The organism is Vibrio sp. S457-15 (assembly GCF_000960545.1).
GTDB lineage: Bacteria > Pseudomonadota > Gammaproteobacteria > Enterobacterales > Vibrionaceae > Vibrio > Vibrio parahaemolyticus.
Genome location: NZ_JYOQ01000142.1, coordinates 69770 through 87288, shown reverse-complemented (window position 1 = coordinate 87288; position 17519 = coordinate 69770). Strand labels below are relative to the sequence as shown.

The window sequence follows — 17519 nt, the reverse complement described above, 5'->3', positions numbered from 1 at the left end:
CTTCAACTTGCTTTTTATAGCCGGTTGAAGTCGTTTGGTATAGTAACATGCTTGGGCAATAAAAACGCCCGGCAATCCTTTTGATTGCCGAACTTATTTCTGCCTATCACGCTATTATTGACGAGCCATGCGATGATTATGAGCTGGCTTATCTTGTTCTGTCGAACGGTAAGGGTTGATATCCAAGCCGCCACGACGAGTGTAACGCGCAAACACCGTCAATTTGTTTGGTTGGCAGTATTTCATCAGGTCAGTGAAAATACGCTCTACACATTGCTCATGGAACTCGTTGTGTTCACGGAAAGACACCAAATAGCGCAGCAACTTCTCACGATCGATCTTGGCACCTTGGTAGCGAATTTCAACGCTACCCCAGTCTGGCTGGTTGGTGATCAAACAGTTCGATTTCAACAGATGGCTATGCAGCACTTCTTCTACTTGCTCTTCGCCAGCAGCACCTGCTAGCAAATCAGCATCAAAATCGTAGCTGTTGATTTCAATGTCTTGGTCGTCAATGCATTCGCCTTCCATTGTCACGATAGGTCGGTTGGTGTAGTGACCTACAGGGTTCACTTCGACCAATACCTTTTCGCCCGCACACGCGGATAGGTCTTGCGTTAAACGCTCCGCTACTTCTTCCCAACTCGCGAAACGGGTTTGGTTGTAGCTGTTTAGGTAGAGCTTAAATGACTTCGACTCAATTAAGTTTGCACTGGTTGCAGGAATGTACACTTCACCAACGGCCACTTGAGGCAAGCCTTTGCTGTTTAGCCAAGACAGTTCGTACAGAGTCCAAATGTCATGTCCCAAGAAAGGTAAGGTGTCGCCTAGTTCAAGGTCATCACGGTTTAGGCTGCGAGGTACAGGTTGCAGTAGGCTTGCATCGTACTGGTTAGCGTACTCAGTCTTTTTGCCCAGAGTCAGGCCAGCAAGCTCTTTAGCGTCAGAATATTTGCTCATACTTTGTGGTCGTTTTCGATTAGAATGGCGAGAATTTTACTGAATCCGCTGATTAATTGCTATCCGGCAAATTCTGCTATCTGACAAATAAGGAATGAGGAGACCTTCATGACCCAAACCGTTACTCAGGCGCTACAAGACTTCAGCCTGCGCTACCAACAAGCTTGGCAAAATAAGCACAATGAATTGCCTCGCAATGAGGAGCTTGCTGATCTTGTTTCTCCATGTGTCGAAGAGAAGTGTGACGGCGCGGTATTGTGGAAAGCATTCCCGCGAGAAGAGATGGCGGATTTCACTAACGTTGAAAATGCGATTGAGTTGACGCTGCATGAAGACATTAAAGCGTTTTATGGCTCTCAATACAGTGCGGATATGGACGCAACGTGGCAGACGAATCCTCTGACATTGCTTCAAGTTTGGAGCGATGACGATTTTGTTCGCTTACAAGAGAACATTTTGGGTCACTTGGTGACACAGCGTCGTCTAAAGCTAAAACCGACGGTGTTTATTGCAGCGACGGATGCAGAATTGGACGTGATTTCAATTTGTAACTTAACGGGCAATGTGATTTTAGAGCGTTTAGGAACAGATAAGCGCGAAGTGCTCGCAGAGAATATTGTGGAGTTTTTGGCCAAAATTGAGGCTGCGGTGTAAGCATGTACGTTGTTGAGTTGCAATTTGAGTGTTTTGATAACACCACCGTCAGTGCGGTAGATAAAGCCATTAACGGTTTGATGGATGCGTTACGTTACAACGGCCAAGTGCTAGGTCGTGAATTCCCGATAGTGATGGGTGACGGCGAATTTTTTGTGCGCGTGGTTTGCCCGGAGCAAGACAGTTTGCATCCGCGTTATCATTCAGATTTCGTTAAAGTGTGCATGAATCGTTTGTCGGATGCGTCTTTGCTTGCGCCGAAAATGCGTATGCTTGGTCGTGATTTAAATTCAGAACAAGCGGCCGAAGACGAAGCGCCAAGTTGGCAAGTGCTCTACACGACGTATGTGCACACGTGCTCGCCACTGCGCAGTGGTGAAACTTTGTTGCCAATTCCACTGTATCGTAATGATCCGACACTCAATGGCGATCATAAAGCGGTCATCAAATGGCAGACGGAATGGCAAGCGTGCGATGAAATCCAAATGGCGGGTGGGTGCCGCGCAGAGCATGCGGCACTGCACGAGATTTGCGACGTAGACAGTGTGTTGTTCCGCCGCGGTTGGGATTTGCGTGGTCGTATCGAATACATCACCAAGATTCCAACTTACTATTATCAGTATCGTGTGGGTGGTCAGTCGTTGGAGAGCGAGAAAGCACGTAAGTGTCCGAAGTGTGGTGGAGAATGGCTGCTTGATGAGCCATTGCATGACATCTTCTATTTTAAGTGCGACTCGTGCCGAATTGTTTCGAACATCTCTTGGGATCATATTAAATAGGTTCTTACTTGGCCTAACTTGATAGATTGAGAAAGACTAAAAAGGGCTGATGTTTTCACATCAGCCCTTTTGTTTTCGAATAGTTCGGTTTTAGAAAAGTGGGATTACCAACCTTTCACTACGCCGCCTTTGAATAGTTTTTTCGCTGCTTCGTAAACTTCTTCAGTTTGGTAAGCTTTTACGAAGTTTTGTACGTTTTGAGCATTAACGTTCTCTTCACGCGCTACGATTAGGTTTACGTATGGAGATTCTTTATCTTCAACAAACACACCGTCACGCTCTGGAGACAGGTCGATAGAGCTTGCGTAAGTGGTGTTAATGATAGACAGCGTTACGTCATCCAGAGAGCGAGGAAGTTGCGGTGCTTCTAGCTCAATGATTTCAATGTTCTTAGGATTGCCTACGATGTCACGTACTGTAGCGAGTAGACCAACGCCATCACGTAGAGTGATCAAACCTTGTTGCTCAAGAAGCAGTAGTGAGCGACCTAGGTTGGTTGGATCGTTTGGAACCGCGATGCGTGCGCCATCTTGAATTTCATCCACTGATTTTACTTGCTTTGAGTAACCTGCGATTGGGTAAACAAACGAGTTACCTGCGATAGCCAGTTTGTAGCCGCGATCTTTAACTTGTTGATCTAGGTAAGGTTTGTGTTGGAAAGCGTTCGCGTCTACAGAGCCGTCATCTAGCGCAGCGTTTGGTGTTACGTAGTCCGTGAACGTAACCAGTTCAACGTCTAGGTTGTACTTTTCTTTCGCTACTTTTGCCGCTACTTCAGCAACTTGCGCTTCAGCACCTGCAATTACGCCAACTTTTACCTTGTTAACGTCCACTTCTTTATCGCCACAACCGGCTAGAACAAGAGCAGAAGCAGCAGTTGCTACAGTCAAAAGACCTTTAAGGCTAAATTTCATGTTTATCTCCTTATAATATGTATTTTCAATGCTTATCGGTGGTCTACACGGCGCACCACTGCGTCACCGATAGACTGAATAATTTGTACTAGAACAATCAACATCACAACGGTTACTGCCATGATAGTAATGTCGTAACGGTGGAAGCCGTATCGGATGGCTACGTCACCGAGGCCGCCGCCGCCCACCGTTCCTGCCATCGCAGAGTAGCTCACTAATGTCACTAGAGTAATCGTCACTGAGTTAACAATAGTCGGCATTGCTTCTGGTAGGAGAACTTTTGTGATGATTTGCGTTGGTGTTGCGCCCATGGATTGCGCAGCCTCAACCAAGCCAGTTGGTACTTCCAGCAATGCCCCTTCAATGAGACGAGCGACAAACGGAATCGCACCAATAGTCAGCGGAACGATTGCCGCAGTTGTACCAATGAAAGTGCCCACTAACATCTTAGTTACTGGAATGATCGCAACCATCAAAACAAGGAAAGGAACTGAGCGCCCAACGTTAACCACTGCACCAAGAATTCCGTTCAGTTTGGTGTTTTCTAGCAAGCCGCCTTTCTTAGTAATATGCAGAATCACCCCCAATGGAATGCCGACCGCAAAACCCACTACGCCAGCAACCGCGACCATATAGATGGTTTCCCACGTAGCACCTAAAAGTAGTTTGCTGTTTAAACTTAGCCATTCAAAAATCGTATTAAAGGACATAACCAAGTACCTCTACTTTTACGTTGTGCTCGCGCAGGTATTCAATTGCTGCACTGTCGTCTTGTTCGTTACCAAACAGCTCTGCGACCATCATGCCGAACTTCACGCCGCCAGCGTAATCAAGATCGGAACTCAGAATGCTGACGTCGATGTTGTACTTACGCGAAATCTGCGACATCAACGGTGCATCTACGGTTGCGCCAGTAAATTCCATACGGACAAGAGGGTAGCTGCCTTCAACTCGATTTGGTTGCAAACGCGCTTGGTAATCTTCTGGAATGGAAAGATCCAATGTGGAACGAATGAACTCGTGAGCCAGTTCCGTTTTCGGGTGCGCAAAAATATCGCCAACCGTGCCTTTCTCAACCAATTCACCACCACCGATGATCGCCACTTCGTGACAGATGCTTTTTACCACTTCCATTTCGTGGGTGATCAGTAGAATCGTGATGTTGAGTTTGCGGTTGATCTCTTTTAATAGCTCAAGGATGGATTGAGTCGTTGCAGGATCCAGTGCGCTGGTGGCTTCGTCACACAACAGTACGCTTGGGTCGGATGCCAATGCACGAGCAATAGCCACACGTTGTTTTTGGCCGCCACTTAGGTTGGACGGATAGCTTTCGTGCTTGTCCGCTAAGCCAACAAGCTTTAGCAACTCAGTCACTTTTGTTGTGATTTGCGATTTGTCTTTGCCAGCCAGTTCCAGTGGTAGAGCCACGTTATCAAACACAGTACGAGACGAAAGCAGATTGAAGTGCTGGAAGATCATGCCAATGTTGCGGCGCGTTTCAACCAACTGCTTTTTGCTGAGTGTTGTTAAATCAACGCCATCAACGATGATGGATCCAGAGCTTGGTGCTTCTAGCATGTTTACACAGCGGATCAGAGTACTTTTACCAGCGCCTGATGAACCGATAACACCGAAGATGGTGCCCTTGGCGATGTGTAGGTTAATGTCTTTCAGGGCAAGGATTTCCTTACTGCCTTGGTAGAACACTTTATTGACGTTTTTTATTTCTATCATGTTTCAACCTGCCCAGAGATAAGGGGAACTTCGCTGTCAAAAACGGCCTTTGACAGAACTTAATTTTGAGCTTTATCTCAATTCTCAGTTGATGCTATGGGTTAACCAGAATGAAGTCAATAGATATTTTTACGTCTAGACGTCTAAATGTATGGATGTTCTGTTTTGGAAAGAAAGAGGCGTAGATAACAACAAGAAGATGAGCGGAGGGGCACCCTCAGATTTACCGATTCTTGCCCAACAAATCAACCGTTTTGTCGAGGCCTAGAACGAATTAGATAGTGTTGAAGTTTATAAGGTATGTAATAATCTGATTAAACCGAGTTAATAGAGAAATACGTTTTGGCAAAACCTGCTGTTTTTATCGATCGTGACGGCGTGATCAACGTTGACCACGGCTACGTTCATGACGAACATGATTTTGAGTACATTGACGGTGTGTTTGAAGCGACAAAAGCGCTGAAAGATAAAGGTTACCTGTTGGTGCTTGTAACGAATCAATCGGGCATCGCGCGCGGTAAATTCAGTGAAGACCGTTTCTTGTCTCTGACACAATGGATGGACTGGAACTTCGTTGATAATGGCGTTGAGTTTGATGGTTTTTACTACTGTCCACATCATCCTGAGCATGGCATCGGTGACTACAAGCAAGATTGTGATTGCCGTAAACCTAAACCTGGTATGTTTATCTCTGCTCGCGACTTCTTGAAAATCGACATGGAAAAATCTGTGATGATTGGTGATAAAGCCGAAGACATGATGGCAGCAGAAGCCGCAGGTGTTGGCACTAAGATTCTGGTTCGCACAGGTAAGCCAATCACCGAGCAAGGTGAAGCATTAGCTACAGTAGTGCTCGATAGCATCGCAGATGTGCCAGCGTATTTACAAAAATAACACCACAATTTGCATGTTTAAGGGAAGCGTTTGCTTCCCTTTTCTTTTATTGCTGTTAAAGTTCAGTCACCTAAGCATTCATCCATTCTAGTTTGATCACTTATGAGCAAAAAACTCACCATTCTTGATATCGCGAAATTGGCAGGCGTTGGCAAATCAACAGTAAGCCGTGTGCTTACCAACGATCCAAAAGTGAAACCTCAAACGCGAGAGAAAGTAGAGCAAATCATTCGTGAATCTGGTTATATACCGTCCAAATCTGCGCAATCAATGCGAGGCGGTAGCCAAAAAGTCATTGGAGTTATTATCTCCCGTCTGGACTCGCCATCCGAAAATCGTGCTGTTGGTACAATGCTCAATGCATTGTATTCCGCTGGTTATGATGCGGTGATCATGGAAAGCCAGTTTGATCGCGACAAAACCAACGAACACCTAAACGTGCTTAAGCGTCGCAATGTGGATGGGGTGATCGTGTTTGGCTTTACTGGGTGCGATGAGCAAGCCTTAGCCGAGTGGGGCAATCGCATTGTGGTGATTGCGATGGATACCAATAACGTCTCTTCCATCAATTATGATAACCAAGGTGTGATAGACATGGCTTTGTCTCATCTTGAGCAGCAAGCTTTATCTCGCATTGCTTACATTGGTGTTGATCCTGAAGACAAAACCACAGGCTTGGCGCGTTTAAATGCTTATAAAGCTTGGTGTCAACGTAAACAACTCACACCTTGTTTCCAAACCGGTAAGCTCAGCCATGAAAGTGCTTATCAGTTGGTGGATCACGTTTTAAAAGCAGACACGCAAGCGATTGTGTGTGCCAGCGATACCATTGCATTAGGAGTAATTAAGCGTCTTCAAGAGTTAGGTCGTGAAGATGTGGTCGTGACAGGCGTGGGTGGTAACGAGTTGCTTTCTTTCCTTTTCCCTAAAGTATTTAGTGTTGACCCGGGTTATACCCTTGCGGGTGAAAAGTCCGCTAAGATGCTGATTAATCAATTAAATGGCGATGAAGAAGTCGTTCACTTCACTCAACATCCTGTTTGCCGTTAACCCGTTCTAAAACGATCTGCTCTAAAATTATACTGTGATCATTCTCAATTAATGGGACTGTTCCCATTTTGTTTTTTGTCTTTGGGTGGCAATATTAAAATTAAGAAATGGGAATGTTCCCATTTATAAAAATAAAATGATGAATCGAATGTATCCAATACAGGGTGGACAAAGTTATGAGTAAGATTGCGCGTAAAGACGTGGAGCGTCTTATTGAGCTGGTCGGGGGGCCGGACAATATTGCCAGTGTAAGCCACTGTTTAACTCGCTTGCGTTTTGTTCTAAATGATACCGACAAAGCGGACATGAAACAGTTAGAAGCCTTGCGTATGGTGAAAGGCTGTTTTACCAACGCAGGTCAATTCCAAGTCGTCATCGGCACTGAAGTTGATGAGGTTTACAAAGTTCTGATCGAGCTAAGCGGTAAAAGTGAAGCGAGCAAAGACGAATCCAAGAACGCTGCTCGTCAAAACATGAATATTGTTGAGCGCGGTATTTCCCACCTTGCAGAAATCTTTGTACCGTTGCTGCCTGCGATCATCACTGGTGGTCTGATCCTTGGTTTCCGTAATGTGATTGGCGACATCAAAATGTTTGATGGTCAAACCCTAACGGAAATCAGTCAGTTTTGGGCGACTGTTCACTCATTCCTATGGTTAATTGGTGAAGCGATTTTCTTCTTCCTACCCGTTGGTGTGTGTTGGTCGACCGTGAAAAAGCTCGGCGGTACACCGATTCTGGGCATCACGCTCGGTGTGACGTTGGTTTCGCCGCAGTTAATGAACGCGTACTTGATCGGTAAACAAGCACCAGAAGTTTGGGATTTCGGATTGTTTGTGATTGAGAAAGTGGGCTATCAGGCGCAGGTGATTCCAGCGATGTTAGCGGGTATGGCACTGGCGTTTATCGAAACGCACTTAAAACGCATCATCCCATCTTATCTATACCTTGTGGTCGTGCCGTTTGTTTCTCTCATTGCCTCGGTGATTTTAGCGCACTCGATCATTGGTCCATTTGGTCGTATGTTGGGTGATGGCGTGGCATTCGCAGCAAAAGCGGCCATGACGGGTGACTTCGCGATGATTGGCTCAACCATCTTCGGCTTCCTATACGCGCCACTTGTGATTACTGGTATCCACCACACAACCAATGCCGTTGACTTACAGTTGATGCAAGAATTGGGTGGCACTCCGATTTGGCCTTTAATTGCACTATCGAACATTGCTCAAGCATCGGCAGTGGTTGGCATCATTATCATCAGTAAAAAGCAGGATGAGCGTGAAATCTCAGTGCCTGCGGCGATTTCTGCCTACCTTGGCGTAACAGAGCCAGCCATGTACGGCATCAACTTGAAATACAAGTTCCCAATGTTGAGCGCGATGATCGGTAGTGCATGTGCTGCTGCTATCTGTGGTAGTGCGGGCGTAATGGCGAACGGTATCGGCGTAGGCGGCTTGCCGGGTATCTTATCTATCCAGCCGCAGTTCTGGGGTATCTTTGCTCTGGCGATGCTAGTCGCGATGGTGGTACCTGCCGCATTAACATTAATTCTCTATAAGCGTGCACAAGCGAAAGGTGAGCTTGAAGCGGCAAACGCGTAATTCAATTTGAGGCAGTGACTTGGCTGCCTCCTCCTGTTTTTCTTTTCAAATTTTAAGTTTCCGATTACTGGTAAGTGAGTGTTAGAAATGGCTATGACCAAGCATGATGAGAGCTGGTGGAAAACCGCAACCATCTACCAAATTTACCCAAAAAGCTTTTGTGACAGTGGCAGTAAAGGCACGGGCGACATTAAAGGGATCATTTCTAAACTGGATTATCTAAAACACCTTGGTGTGGATGCGATTTGGCTGACGCCAGTGTATCAGTCTCCAATGGTTGATAACGGTTACGATATTTCCGATTACTACGCGATCAATCCAGAGTTTGGCACTATGGATGATTTCGATACCTTGCTGGCAGAAGCGCATCAGTTGGGTATTCGTATCATCATGGACATTGTAGTGAACCACACGTCGACTGAGCATCATTGGTTCCAATCCGCGTTAGGGGACAAAAACAGCCCATACCGTGACTACTACATCTGGAAAGATCCGATTGATGGCGCTGAACCTAACAACTGGCAATCGAAGTTTGGAGGCAATGCTTGGGAATTGGATGATGCGACAGGGCAGTACTACTTGCACCTTTTTGCTAAAGAGCAGGCGGATTTGAACTGGGAAAACCCAGCGGTGCGTGAAGAAGTCAAAGAAGTCATCAGTTTCTGGGCAGACAAAGGCGTGGATGGTTTTCGTCTCGACGTCATCAATCTGATTTCTAAACAGCAAGACTTCCCAAGTGATGATATTGGCGATGGCCGTCGTTTCTATACTGATGGTCCTCGCGTGCACGAATATCTGCAAGAAATCAGCGAAGCCGTGTTTCAAAAGTACGGCAGCGTGACGGTGGGGGAAATGTCTTCGACCACGCTAGAGCACTGCCAGCAATACTCTTCATTAGATGGCAAAGAGCTGTCGATGGTGTTCAATTTTCACCACCTGAAAGTCGATTATCCGAATGGTGAAAAATGGACCAAAGCGCCGTTTGATTTCATTCAGTTAAAGCAGATCTTCAACCATTGGCAAACGGGCTTAAATGGCAAAGGGTGGGGCGCACTGTTCTGGTGTAACCACGATCAGCCTCGTGTGGTCAGCCGCTTAGGTGATGATAAACAATACCGCGTTGAGTCGGCGAAAATGCTGGCGGCGTCTGTACATATGATGCAAGGCACGCCGTATGTTTATCAAGGTGAAGAGATTGGTATGACCAACCCTGGTTACACTGAGATCAGCCAGTACCGCGACGTAGAAAGCACCAACATGTACGACATCATGGTCAACCGCGATTGCGTATCACACGAGGAGATGATGGCGATTTTGGCGCAGAAGTCGCGTGATAACTCACGTACGCCAATGCAGTGGAATAGCCAAAAGCACGCTGGTTTTACCGAAGGCACACCGTGGCTTGAGGTGGCGCAGAATTACTCTGAAATCCACGCAGAAGCGGCGGTTGCTGATTTGAACTCGGTGTTCTACTTCTACAAACGTTTGATTGAGCTACGTAAACAGGTTCCGGTGATCACCGATGGCCGTTATGAAGATTTACTGCCAGAGCATCAACGCATTTTTGCTTACGCTCGCCAGAACGACAAACAAACGCTGCTCTGTATCAATAACTACTACGCTGAAGAGGTGGAATGCGTTCTGCCAGAACGTTTTGAACTGAGTAAAGCGAAAAACTTGCTATCCAATTATCAAAACTCAGCGAGCGCAGTCGCGTCAAACCATCAAGTGTTACGACCTTACGAAACTCTTATTTTATTGATAGAAGAATAAACTCGGGTGTCATCACCCCTAGGATTGATGTTCGAGATGAAGGCTTTGGTGTGCTCCCCAAAGCCTTCTTTTATTTGAGATACCTTGCGGCTGTGATAGCCGCAAACTCATCAGCTTGTTGGAGAGGTTGGTTAGAAAAGACATTCTCAAACAGCATTTTTTGGTGAACGTCTGACAGCTGCCATGTGCTTGCCGAAGGTGCAGGCAAGTTGAAGTATTGTGCGACATCCGAGTGAATTTGGAAGATGTCCGATTGTAGGTCGGATAAGCGCAGTGTGTATTCATTGCGAAATGCCAGCTTCCCTGTCGCAGGATAAATAAGGTTCATCTGCGCTTTCAAGGTGCCTTGTTCTGCGCCGTCTTTTAACTCTATGTTGAGTTCGTAATCACTGGTTTGCATATTTCGTACACCAGGGAAATACGGTGTATGACCAATGGGATCCAGAAAGTAACTTGGAGCGTCTTGGTTAGCGATGTCGGTATATGGATATTCAACTTGTTGTTGCAGTAAGACGGCTTTGACCAGTGTGCGATATTTTCGCGCCTGAGAGCCGATTGCATCGACACGGTTGAGCAGCAACTCGACTTTGGGGATAAGTAACTGATGACGTGTTTGTTGTGTTGAAATCTCTTGGCGTTGCCATAGCAAGCTTGCGGGCGTCACACTACAAACCGCAAGTATGGCACACAAGCTATAAGCAAAAATTAGCTTGAAGTTCTTATTACTCGCAACCTGAGTTGGAATAACGCGTCGATGGCTTTTCGCTGGTGGTATTAAACGGATATTGGCAGGGTTAAGAAAATAGCCCTTGCGAGGATAAGTGACCACGAGCTTAGCCGCATCGTACTCGGGTAGGTGTTGCTGTAGCAGCGCACGTAAGGTGCTAATGCGGTTAGTGAGCACATTCTTGGAGATGAATTTGCTCTGCCAAATGGTTTCGATAATGGTGTCGGCAGAGAGCGGATGCCCCACGCTTGTTAGCAGAAGTTCTAATAACTCAATGGTACGAGGTTCGAGATCAATCGCGATAGTGTCTTGATGAAGAGTCTGTGTTTTCGGATTGTAGACCAACTCGCCAATCGCAATACAACTATGAGTTTGTTTGGCTTGTTGTAGAAAGTCGCGCATACCGTACCGAGTTATTTGGAAATCGCGAAATATTATATAGTTATTGAAGCGCGAAATCTTATAAATCGCGCGTCAATTATCATCAAAAGTTTATGAACCGTAGGTAACGGAATATCGGTGTGGTTTGTGATTCATCGCCAATACGACATTCAGTGCAAAGGCACCCAAAATCGAAAGGCCAATCACCTCTGGAGTGACAAAGAAGAATGAAGCAAACAGGATACATGCATCGATTGCCATCTGGCTTTTGCCAACAGAAATGCCAAACTTGTCCTGAATAAACAAACACAACACGTTAAAGCCACCTAGGCTGGAGCGATGTCGGAACAAAATCAGCATACCTAATCCCATCAATAGGCCACCAGCTACCGCGCAATAAATTTCGTTAACCGATTCGAGTGAGATCAGCAAATAAAGGTGATCGGCAAAGATAGAAACCAAAGCGCCAGAAATAGCGCTATTGATTGCGAAATGACGGCCGAAGCGTTTCCATGCGAGTAAGTAAAAAGGACAGTTTGCCAAAAAGTACAGCACACCAAAGGTAAAAGGTGTAAATTGGCTTATTAGCAATGCCAATCCAGTCGTGCCTCCTGTTAGAAGGTTCGCGGATTGGAGAAAGAAAACGCCCTGAGCGACCAAAAAGGTACCAGTGAGAATTGCTATCCAGTCTTCTTTTCTTGAGTGTTTTTCCATCAAAAGTGCAGTCATCGGTGAGAAATAAGGCGTGCATAGTAGTAAAAAGATGATCTTTTCGGTAGCTAGAGGGTAAAATTTGCGGTAAACCTATGTAATTGCTGTTTTACAGGGTGTAAAGCACAAAATTGACAGGCAATAAATCGTGGTTGAACAATTGCAACATCACCATGATAACTATTGCTTGTCATCATGAAAAAACTGCATGAGAAAAATTGTAAATTTCTCTTTATGACCTAGATCAAATTATGTAGAATGCGCGCCATTGATGCGACGAAAACGTTTGCGTTAGGTCGTTAACCAGTTTTTTTGCAACTTTCAGTACTAATCTGAGTCAGGAGATACAGATGCTTAAGCGTGATATGAACATCGCAGATTACGATGCGGAACTGTTCGCAGCTATCCAGGAAGAAACCCTTCGCCAGGAAGAACACATTGAACTTATCGCTTCTGAAAACTACACAAGCCCACGTGTAATGGAAGCGCAAGGTTCTCAGCTAACGAACAAATACGCTGAAGGCTACCCAGGCAAGCGTTACTACGGCGGTTGTGAGTACGTAGATAAAGCAGAACAGCTTGCTATCGATCGTGCATGCAAACTATTCGGTTGTGAGTACGCGAACGTACAACCTCACTCAGGTTCTCAAGCAAACAGCGCAGTTTACATGGCGCTTCTTAACCCAGGCGATACAGTACTAGGTATGAGCCTAGCGCACGGTGGTCACCTGACTCACGGTTCTCCAGTAAACTTCTCTGGTAAGCATTACAACGTTATCCCTTACGGTATCGATGAAGCGGGTCAAATCAATTACGACGAGATGGAACAGCTAGCGCTTGAGCACAAGCCTAAGATGATCATCGGTGGTTTCTCTGCTTACTCGCAAATCGTTGATTGGAAGCGCATGCGTGAAATCGCGGACAAAGTAGATGCTTACCTTTTCGTTGATATGGCACACGTAGCTGGTCTTATCGCAGCAGGCGAATACCCAACACCTGTTCCACACGCTCACGTAGTAACAACAACGACGCACAAAACACTAGCAGGCCCTCGCGGTGGTCTTATCTTGTCTAATGCTGGCGAAGATATGTACAAGAAGCTGAACTCAGCTGTGTTCCCTGGTGGTCAAGGTGGCCCTCTAATGCACGTTATCGCTGGTAAAGCAGTAGCGTTCAAAGAAGCGATGGAGCCAGAGTTCAAAGCTTACCAAGCTCGCGTAGTGAAAAACGCAAAAGCAATGGTTGGTCAGTTCCAAGAGCGTGGCTACAAAATCGTATCTAACGGCACAGAAAACCACTTGTTCCTTGTTGATCTAATCGACAAAGACATCACTGGTAAAGATGCAGACGCGGCACTAGGTGCAGCAAACATCACAGTAAACAAGAACTCAGTACCAAATGACCCACGCAGCCCATTCGTAACGTCTGGTATTCGTGTAGGTACACCAGCGATCACTCGTCGTGGTTTTACTGAAGAAGACGCAAAAGATCTAGCAAACTGGATGTGTGACGTCCTAGATAACATCGGCAACGAAGAAGTTATCGAAGCGACTAAACAGAAAGTATTAGAAATCTGTAAGCGTCTACCGGTTTACGCCTAATTGTTCTGTCTGATTCACTCTATTTCTGCGTCAAAGGTGCCCATTTACAGTTGTAAACTGCGCGCCTTTTCCTTGAACTAGAAACAAATCAATTTGAAAATACTAAAGGTCCTCAATTGAGGGCCTTTTTGTTTTTCTGGCGTCTGGGATTGTTTAATCGTGCCATCGAATAAAAGAGAGTAGTGCAGGGCATCTCTTGTTTGGCAGATACAAAAAAGGTTGGCACTAAGCCAACCTTTTCAGTTTTCGAGTTCAAGATGCTTATTTTATCTCAAGACCTTGTGCCTGCATATCGGCATGGTATGAAGAGCGAACAAATGGACCACATGCTGCGTGCGTGAAGCCTAGCTCTAGTGCGACTTCTTTTAGCTCGTCAAACTCTGATGGTGGAACGTAACGTTCTACAGGCAAGTGGTGACGGCTTGGCGCTAGGTACTGACCTAGAGTTAGCATCGTTACACCGTGTGCACGCAGATCTTTAAGCACTTCGATGATTTCTTCTTTGGTTTCACCAAGGCCCATCATCAGACCTGATTTGGTCGGTACATCTGGATGCTGTTCTTTGAACTTCTTAAGAAGCTCAAGTGACCACTTGTAGTTCGCACCTGGGCGAGCTTTACGGTAAAGACGCGGTGCAGTTTCTAGGTTGTGGTTGAAGACATCTGGCGGGTTGTCTTTCATCAGGTCAAGCGCTACGTCCATACGACCACGGAAGTCAGGAACCAGTGTTTCGATCTTGATGTCTGGATTTAACGCGCGGATCTCACGGTTACAATCGGCAAAGTGTTGTGCGCCACCATCACGTAGGTCGTCACGGTCTACTGAAGTAATAACAACGTACTTCAGTTTCATGTCGGCGATAGTTCTTGCCAGTTTTTGTGGCTCTTCTGCTTCTGGTGGTAATGGACGGCCATGAGCAACGTCACAGAAAGGACAACGACGAGTACAGATAGCACCTAGGATCATGAAGGTTGCTGTACCGTGGTTAAAACATTCCGCTAGGTTAGGGCAAGACGCTTCTTCACATACGGAGTGAAGCTTGTTCTTACGCATCGCAGCTTTGATGTCTTGAATTCGTTGGCTGTCGGCTGGTAGCTTGATCTTCATCCAATCAGGCTTACGTAGCACTTCTTTCTGCTCTGTAGGCATGTTCTTTACGGGAATCAATGCCATTTTATCGGCGTCACGATATTTAACGCCTTTTTCCATCTGGATTGGTTTGCTCATGCTTTATTACCTTGAGAAGGTGCTTCTGTGCTGAATTCTACTCGCTCGTAATCGAGCAAAGTAACGAGTTCTTCTATTAATTGTTTTTCTACGGTTTCTGCGTCACTCGGGCCGTTAAATTGGCTCACTTGAACCATTTCCATGCCTGCATAACCACAAGGGTTGATGCGTAGGAACGGCGTTAAGTCCATATTTACATTCAGGGCTAACCCATGGAATGAGCAACCTTTACGAATACGTAGACCGAGAGAGCATATTTTCTTGCCATCGACGTAAACGCCAGGGGCGTCTGGTCTTGCGGCAGAGTCGATATTGTATGCTTTTAATGTGTTGATCACGAGGTTCTCGATGGTTGTAACGAGATCTCGTACGCCTAATTTTTTGCGACGTAGGTTGATCAAGAAGTAAGCCACGAGTTGACCAGGACCATGATAGGTTACCTGACCACCACGGTCACTTTGTACGACAGGAATATCACCAGTGTTAATTAAGTGCTCGGCTTTGCCTGCCTGCCCTTGGGTAAATACTGGGTTATGTTCGACCAACCAGACTTCATCAGGGGTTTCTTCTGTGCGTTGGTCGGTGAACTCATGCATCGCCTTCCATACAGGCTCATAGTCTTGGCGGCCAAGTCGTTTTACAACAAGTTGGTGTTGCATGGGAATTCCTGTCGCTAATATATAAAGTTTTTGGATTATAAACCGGATGACCCAGATGCTCTACCGCTGAGTAACAGATTTTTAACTGAAAGCACAAGGATATCGAGTTATCTGGTTGATAAATAAAAAGAAAGCAGCCGAAGCTGCTTTCAAAAAAAATTTAATCTATCAAAAAATTATAGAACCATACGAACGATGTCGATTTCGCCCAATTCTTTGTATAGGGTTTCAACCTGCTCGATAGATGTTGCAGTGATGTTGATAGACACTGAGTGGTAGTTGCCTTTAGCGCTTGGTTTGACTTTTGGGCTGTAGTCACCTGGAGCATGGCGCTGGATTACTTCAAGAACGAGTTCTGGAAGTTCAGGCTTTGCATGACCCATTACCTTGTAAGTAAAAGAACAAGGGAACTCAAGCAGGTCTTTCAATTTTGCATCAGAGTTGATGGTTAGCATATCGATAACTCCAGTTGGTATTCGTTGCGGTGCGAAATAGTACAGTCAAATTAGGGTGAACTCAAGGTGAGGATCACAGACTTAAAAAGCCGCCATAATTGGCGGCTTTGCGAATAAGTTTGCTATTCTGCGACTCGTTTAGAAGAAGCTCTTGAATAACAATACGATGTAATCCCACAAACGGCTGAACAAGCTGCCTTGCTCTACGGTTTCTAGCGCCATTAGCGGGTATTCAGCAATATCTTCACCATCGATTTGATAGTATAGCTTACCGACTACATCACCTTTATTAATTGGGGCTTCTAGCTCTTTTTCAAGTACGAAGCTTGCTTTTAGGTTTTTCGCTTCACCGCGTGGCAGTGTTACGTAAGTGTCTTGATCAAGACCCAGAGCAACGGTGTCTTTGTTACCCATCCACACTTTTTCTTCTACGAAGGTTTCACCCGCTTTATGAGGCGCTACTGTTTCGAAGAAGCGGAAGCCGTAGCTCAGTAGTTTTTTACTTTCTGATTTACGAGCATTTGCATCTTTAGTGCCCATCACTACAGCAACCAAACGCATTTGGCCTTCTGTTGCCGAGCTTACTAGGCTGTAACCTGCGTTGCTTGTGTGCCCAGTTTTGATGCCATCAACGTTCATGCTCTTATCCCAAAGTAGACCGTTGCGGTTGTATTGGGTGATGCCGTTGTAAGTGAATTTCTTTTCAGAGTAAACACGGTACTCGTCTGGCACGTCACGAATCAGGGCTTTACCAAGTAGCGCCATGTCGTAAGGTGTTGAGTACAGTTCTGAGTTATCTAGGCCGTGAACGTTGGCAAAATGAGAGTTCTTCATGCCTAGGGTATTTGCCCACGCGTTCATTAGGTCAACAAATGCATCTTCAGAACCTGCGATGTGTTCAGCCATTGCCACACAAGCATCGTTACCTGATTGAATGATGATACCACGGTTAAGATCGCGTACTTTTACCGTAGTACCTACTTCAATGAACATTTTTGAAGAATCTGGGAAGTTTTTCGCCCATGCATTCTTACTGATGGTTACGTCATCATCTTCTGAGATATTACCACGCGCTAGCTCTTGGCCGATTACGTAGCTGGTCATCATTTTAGTTAGACTAGCAGGAGACAATTTTGTGTTCATCTCTTTTTCTGCTAGCACTTTACCTGAATGGTAATCCATCAGTACGTAGCCTTTTGCCGCAATTTGAGGCGCATCTGGAACAACGACTGGTGATGCAAAAGCAGATTGAGCGAAGGTTGCAGAAAGGGCAACCGAAGAAACGAGAATAGATTTCACAAACTTATTTTTATTCATGGTAATTCAAATTTTTGGGTTTAACTGCACACATCTTACCAGAATCCCCACTTATGTAAGAGGGGATTCGTTTAGAAATTCA

16 protein-coding genes and 1 pseudogene are annotated in these 17519 nt (G+C 45.6%); 7 read left to right on the top strand and 10 right to left on the bottom strand.

Annotated elements, in window-relative coordinates; all coding sequences use genetic code 11:
• Window positions 1-114: 114 nt before the first annotated feature.
• Complete coding sequence (gene queF, locus UF05_RS15900) at window positions 115-960, bottom strand: NADPH-dependent 7-cyano-7-deazaguanine reductase QueF (RefSeq protein ID WP_020840190.1); 846 nt, start codon at window positions 958-960, stop codon at window positions 115-117.
• Between the two features lie 108 nt (window positions 961-1068).
• Here queF and syd point away from each other — a divergent pair, with 108 nt between their 5' ends.
• Window positions 1069-1614 (top strand): SecY-interacting protein, encoded by a 546-nt coding sequence (gene syd, locus UF05_RS15895; protein ID WP_020840191.1) that lies wholly within the window; start codon window positions 1069-1071, stop codon window positions 1612-1614.
• Between the two features lie 2 nt (window positions 1615-1616).
• Window positions 1617-2393: a Zn-ribbon-containing protein gene (locus UF05_RS15890; RefSeq protein ID WP_005459158.1), complete on the top strand. Its 777-nt coding sequence runs from the start codon at window positions 1617-1619 to the stop codon at window positions 2391-2393.
• 104 nt (window positions 2394-2497) lie between these two features.
• On the opposite strand, the gene UF05_RS15885 is transcribed toward UF05_RS15890, so the two are convergent.
• From UF05_RS15885 to metN, 3 genes are read right to left on the bottom strand one after another with little or no spacing between them, the layout of a single operon-like run.
• Window positions 2498-3307 carry a MetQ/NlpA family lipoprotein gene (locus UF05_RS15885; RefSeq protein WP_005459159.1) on the bottom strand — a complete coding sequence of 270 codons (810 nt, stop codon included), beginning with the start codon at window positions 3305-3307 and terminating at the stop codon, window positions 2498-2500.
• Window positions 3308-3339: 32 nt separating this feature from the next.
• Window positions 3340-4017 (bottom strand): methionine ABC transporter permease, encoded by a 678-nt coding sequence (locus UF05_RS15880; protein WP_005459160.1) that lies wholly within the window; start codon window positions 4015-4017, stop codon window positions 3340-3342.
• Window positions 4007-5041, bottom strand: coding sequence for a methionine ABC transporter ATP-binding protein MetN (metN, locus tag UF05_RS15875; protein WP_005459161.1), 1035 nt, complete (start codon window positions 5039-5041; stop codon window positions 4007-4009). The genes UF05_RS15880 and metN overlap by 11 nt, the downstream gene beginning before the upstream one ends.
• 342 nt (window positions 5042-5383) lie before the next feature.
• On the opposite strand from metN, the gene gmhB reads away from it, so the two are divergent.
• The 4 genes from gmhB (at window position 5384) to treC (ending at window position 10359) form a co-directional block, all read left to right on the top strand.
• Window positions 5384-5935 (top strand): D-glycero-beta-D-manno-heptose 1,7-bisphosphate 7-phosphatase, encoded by a 552-nt coding sequence (gene gmhB / locus UF05_RS15870; protein WP_005459163.1) that lies wholly within the window; start codon window positions 5384-5386, stop codon window positions 5933-5935.
• Window positions 5936-6037: 102 nt separating this feature from the next.
• Window positions 6038-6985, top strand: a complete 948-nt coding sequence (gene treR / locus UF05_RS15865) for a trehalose operon repressor TreR (RefSeq protein WP_023623214.1) — start codon at window positions 6038-6040, stop codon at window positions 6983-6985.
• 176 nt (window positions 6986-7161) lie between these two features.
• A complete protein-coding gene (treB, locus tag UF05_RS15860) occupies window positions 7162-8586 on the top strand; it encodes a PTS trehalose transporter subunit IIBC (RefSeq protein WP_045545480.1) in 1425 nt (474 codons plus the stop codon).
• An 87-nt stretch (window positions 8587-8673) separates the two neighbouring features.
• A complete protein-coding gene (treC, locus tag UF05_RS15855) occupies window positions 8674-10359 on the top strand; it encodes an alpha,alpha-phosphotrehalase (RefSeq protein ID WP_045545479.1) in 1686 nt (561 codons plus the stop codon).
• A 76-nt stretch (window positions 10360-10435) separates the two neighbouring features.
• Here treC and UF05_RS15850 read toward each other — a convergent pair.
• Both UF05_RS15850 and UF05_RS15845 read right to left on the bottom strand, forming a co-directional pair.
• Window positions 10436-11488 (bottom strand): annotated as a pseudogene (locus UF05_RS15850) (winged helix-turn-helix domain-containing protein); the annotation flags it as partial.
• Between the two features lie 90 nt (window positions 11489-11578).
• A complete protein-coding gene (locus tag UF05_RS15845) occupies window positions 11579-12181 on the bottom strand; it encodes a YitT family protein (protein WP_005496223.1) in 603 nt (200 codons plus the stop codon).
• Between the two features lie 347 nt (window positions 12182-12528).
• Between UF05_RS15845 and glyA the strand changes: the two genes are divergently transcribed.
• Window positions 12529-13779, top strand: a complete 1251-nt coding sequence (gene glyA, locus UF05_RS15840; RefSeq protein ID WP_005479594.1) for a serine hydroxymethyltransferase — start codon at window positions 12529-12531, stop codon at window positions 13777-13779.
• Window positions 13780-14040: 261 nt separating this feature from the next.
• On the opposite strand, the gene lipA is transcribed toward glyA, so the two are convergent.
• From lipA to UF05_RS15820, 4 genes are all read right to left on the bottom strand, one after another.
• The gene (gene lipA / locus UF05_RS15835) at window positions 14041-15006 is read right to left on the bottom strand and encodes a lipoyl synthase (protein WP_005496220.1); all 966 of its coding nucleotides are present in this window, start codon (window positions 15004-15006) and stop codon (window positions 14041-14043) included.
• Window positions 15003-15665, bottom strand: a complete 663-nt coding sequence (gene lipB / locus UF05_RS15830) for a lipoyl(octanoyl) transferase LipB (RefSeq protein ID WP_045545478.1) — start codon at window positions 15663-15665, stop codon at window positions 15003-15005. Before lipB ends, lipA begins: the two co-directional genes overlap by 4 nt.
• A gap of 176 nt (window positions 15666-15841) precedes the next feature.
• On the bottom strand, window positions 15842-16120 hold the full coding sequence (ybeD, locus tag UF05_RS15825; protein ID WP_005488798.1) for a DUF493 family protein YbeD: 279 nt from the start codon (window positions 16118-16120) through the stop codon (window positions 15842-15844).
• Between the two features lie 138 nt (window positions 16121-16258).
• Window positions 16259-17437: a serine hydrolase gene (locus tag UF05_RS15820; RefSeq protein WP_005488796.1), complete on the bottom strand. Its 1179-nt coding sequence runs from the start codon at window positions 17435-17437 to the stop codon at window positions 16259-16261.
• Between the last annotated feature and the right edge of the window lie 82 nt (window positions 17438-17519).

Coding starts and splice junctions, on each gene's coding strand:
- lipA (WP_005496220.1), bottom strand. CDS start 15,006: ATGAGCAAACCAATCCAGATGGAAAAAGGCGTTAAATATCGTGACGCC.
- ybeD (WP_005488798.1), bottom strand. CDS start 16,120: ATGCTAACCATCAACTCTGATGCAAAATTGAAAGACCTGCTTGAGTTC.
- UF05_RS15880 (WP_005459160.1), bottom strand. CDS start 4,017: ATGTCCTTTAATACGATTTTTGAATGGCTAAGTTTAAACAGCAAACTA.
- treR (WP_023623214.1), top strand. CDS start 6,038: ATGAGCAAAAAACTCACCATTCTTGATATCGCGAAATTGGCAGGCGTT.
- UF05_RS15845 (WP_005496223.1), bottom strand. CDS start 12,181: ATGGAAAAACACTCAAGAAAAGAAGACTGGATAGCAATTCTCACTGGT.
- syd (WP_020840191.1), top strand. CDS start 1,069: ATGACCCAAACCGTTACTCAGGCGCTACAAGACTTCAGCCTGCGCTAC.
- lipB (WP_045545478.1), bottom strand. CDS start 15,665: ATGCAACACCAACTTGTTGTAAAACGACTTGGCCGCCAAGACTATGAG.
- metN (WP_005459161.1), bottom strand. CDS start 5,041: ATGATAGAAATAAAAAACGTCAATAAAGTGTTCTACCAAGGCAGTAAG.
- treB (WP_045545480.1), top strand. CDS start 7,162: ATGAGTAAGATTGCGCGTAAAGACGTGGAGCGTCTTATTGAGCTGGTC.
- glyA (WP_005479594.1), top strand. CDS start 12,529: ATGCTTAAGCGTGATATGAACATCGCAGATTACGATGCGGAACTGTTC.
- queF (WP_020840190.1), bottom strand. CDS start 960: ATGAGCAAATATTCTGACGCTAAAGAGCTTGCTGGCCTGACTCTGGGC.
- UF05_RS15890 (WP_005459158.1), top strand. CDS start 1,617: ATGTACGTTGTTGAGTTGCAATTTGAGTGTTTTGATAACACCACCGTC.
- UF05_RS15885 (WP_005459159.1), bottom strand. CDS start 3,307: ATGAAATTTAGCCTTAAAGGTCTTTTGACTGTAGCAACTGCTGCTTCT.
- UF05_RS15820 (WP_005488796.1), bottom strand. CDS start 17,437: ATGAATAAAAATAAGTTTGTGAAATCTATTCTCGTTTCTTCGGTTGCC.
- treC (WP_045545479.1), top strand. CDS start 8,674: ATGGCTATGACCAAGCATGATGAGAGCTGGTGGAAAACCGCAACCATC.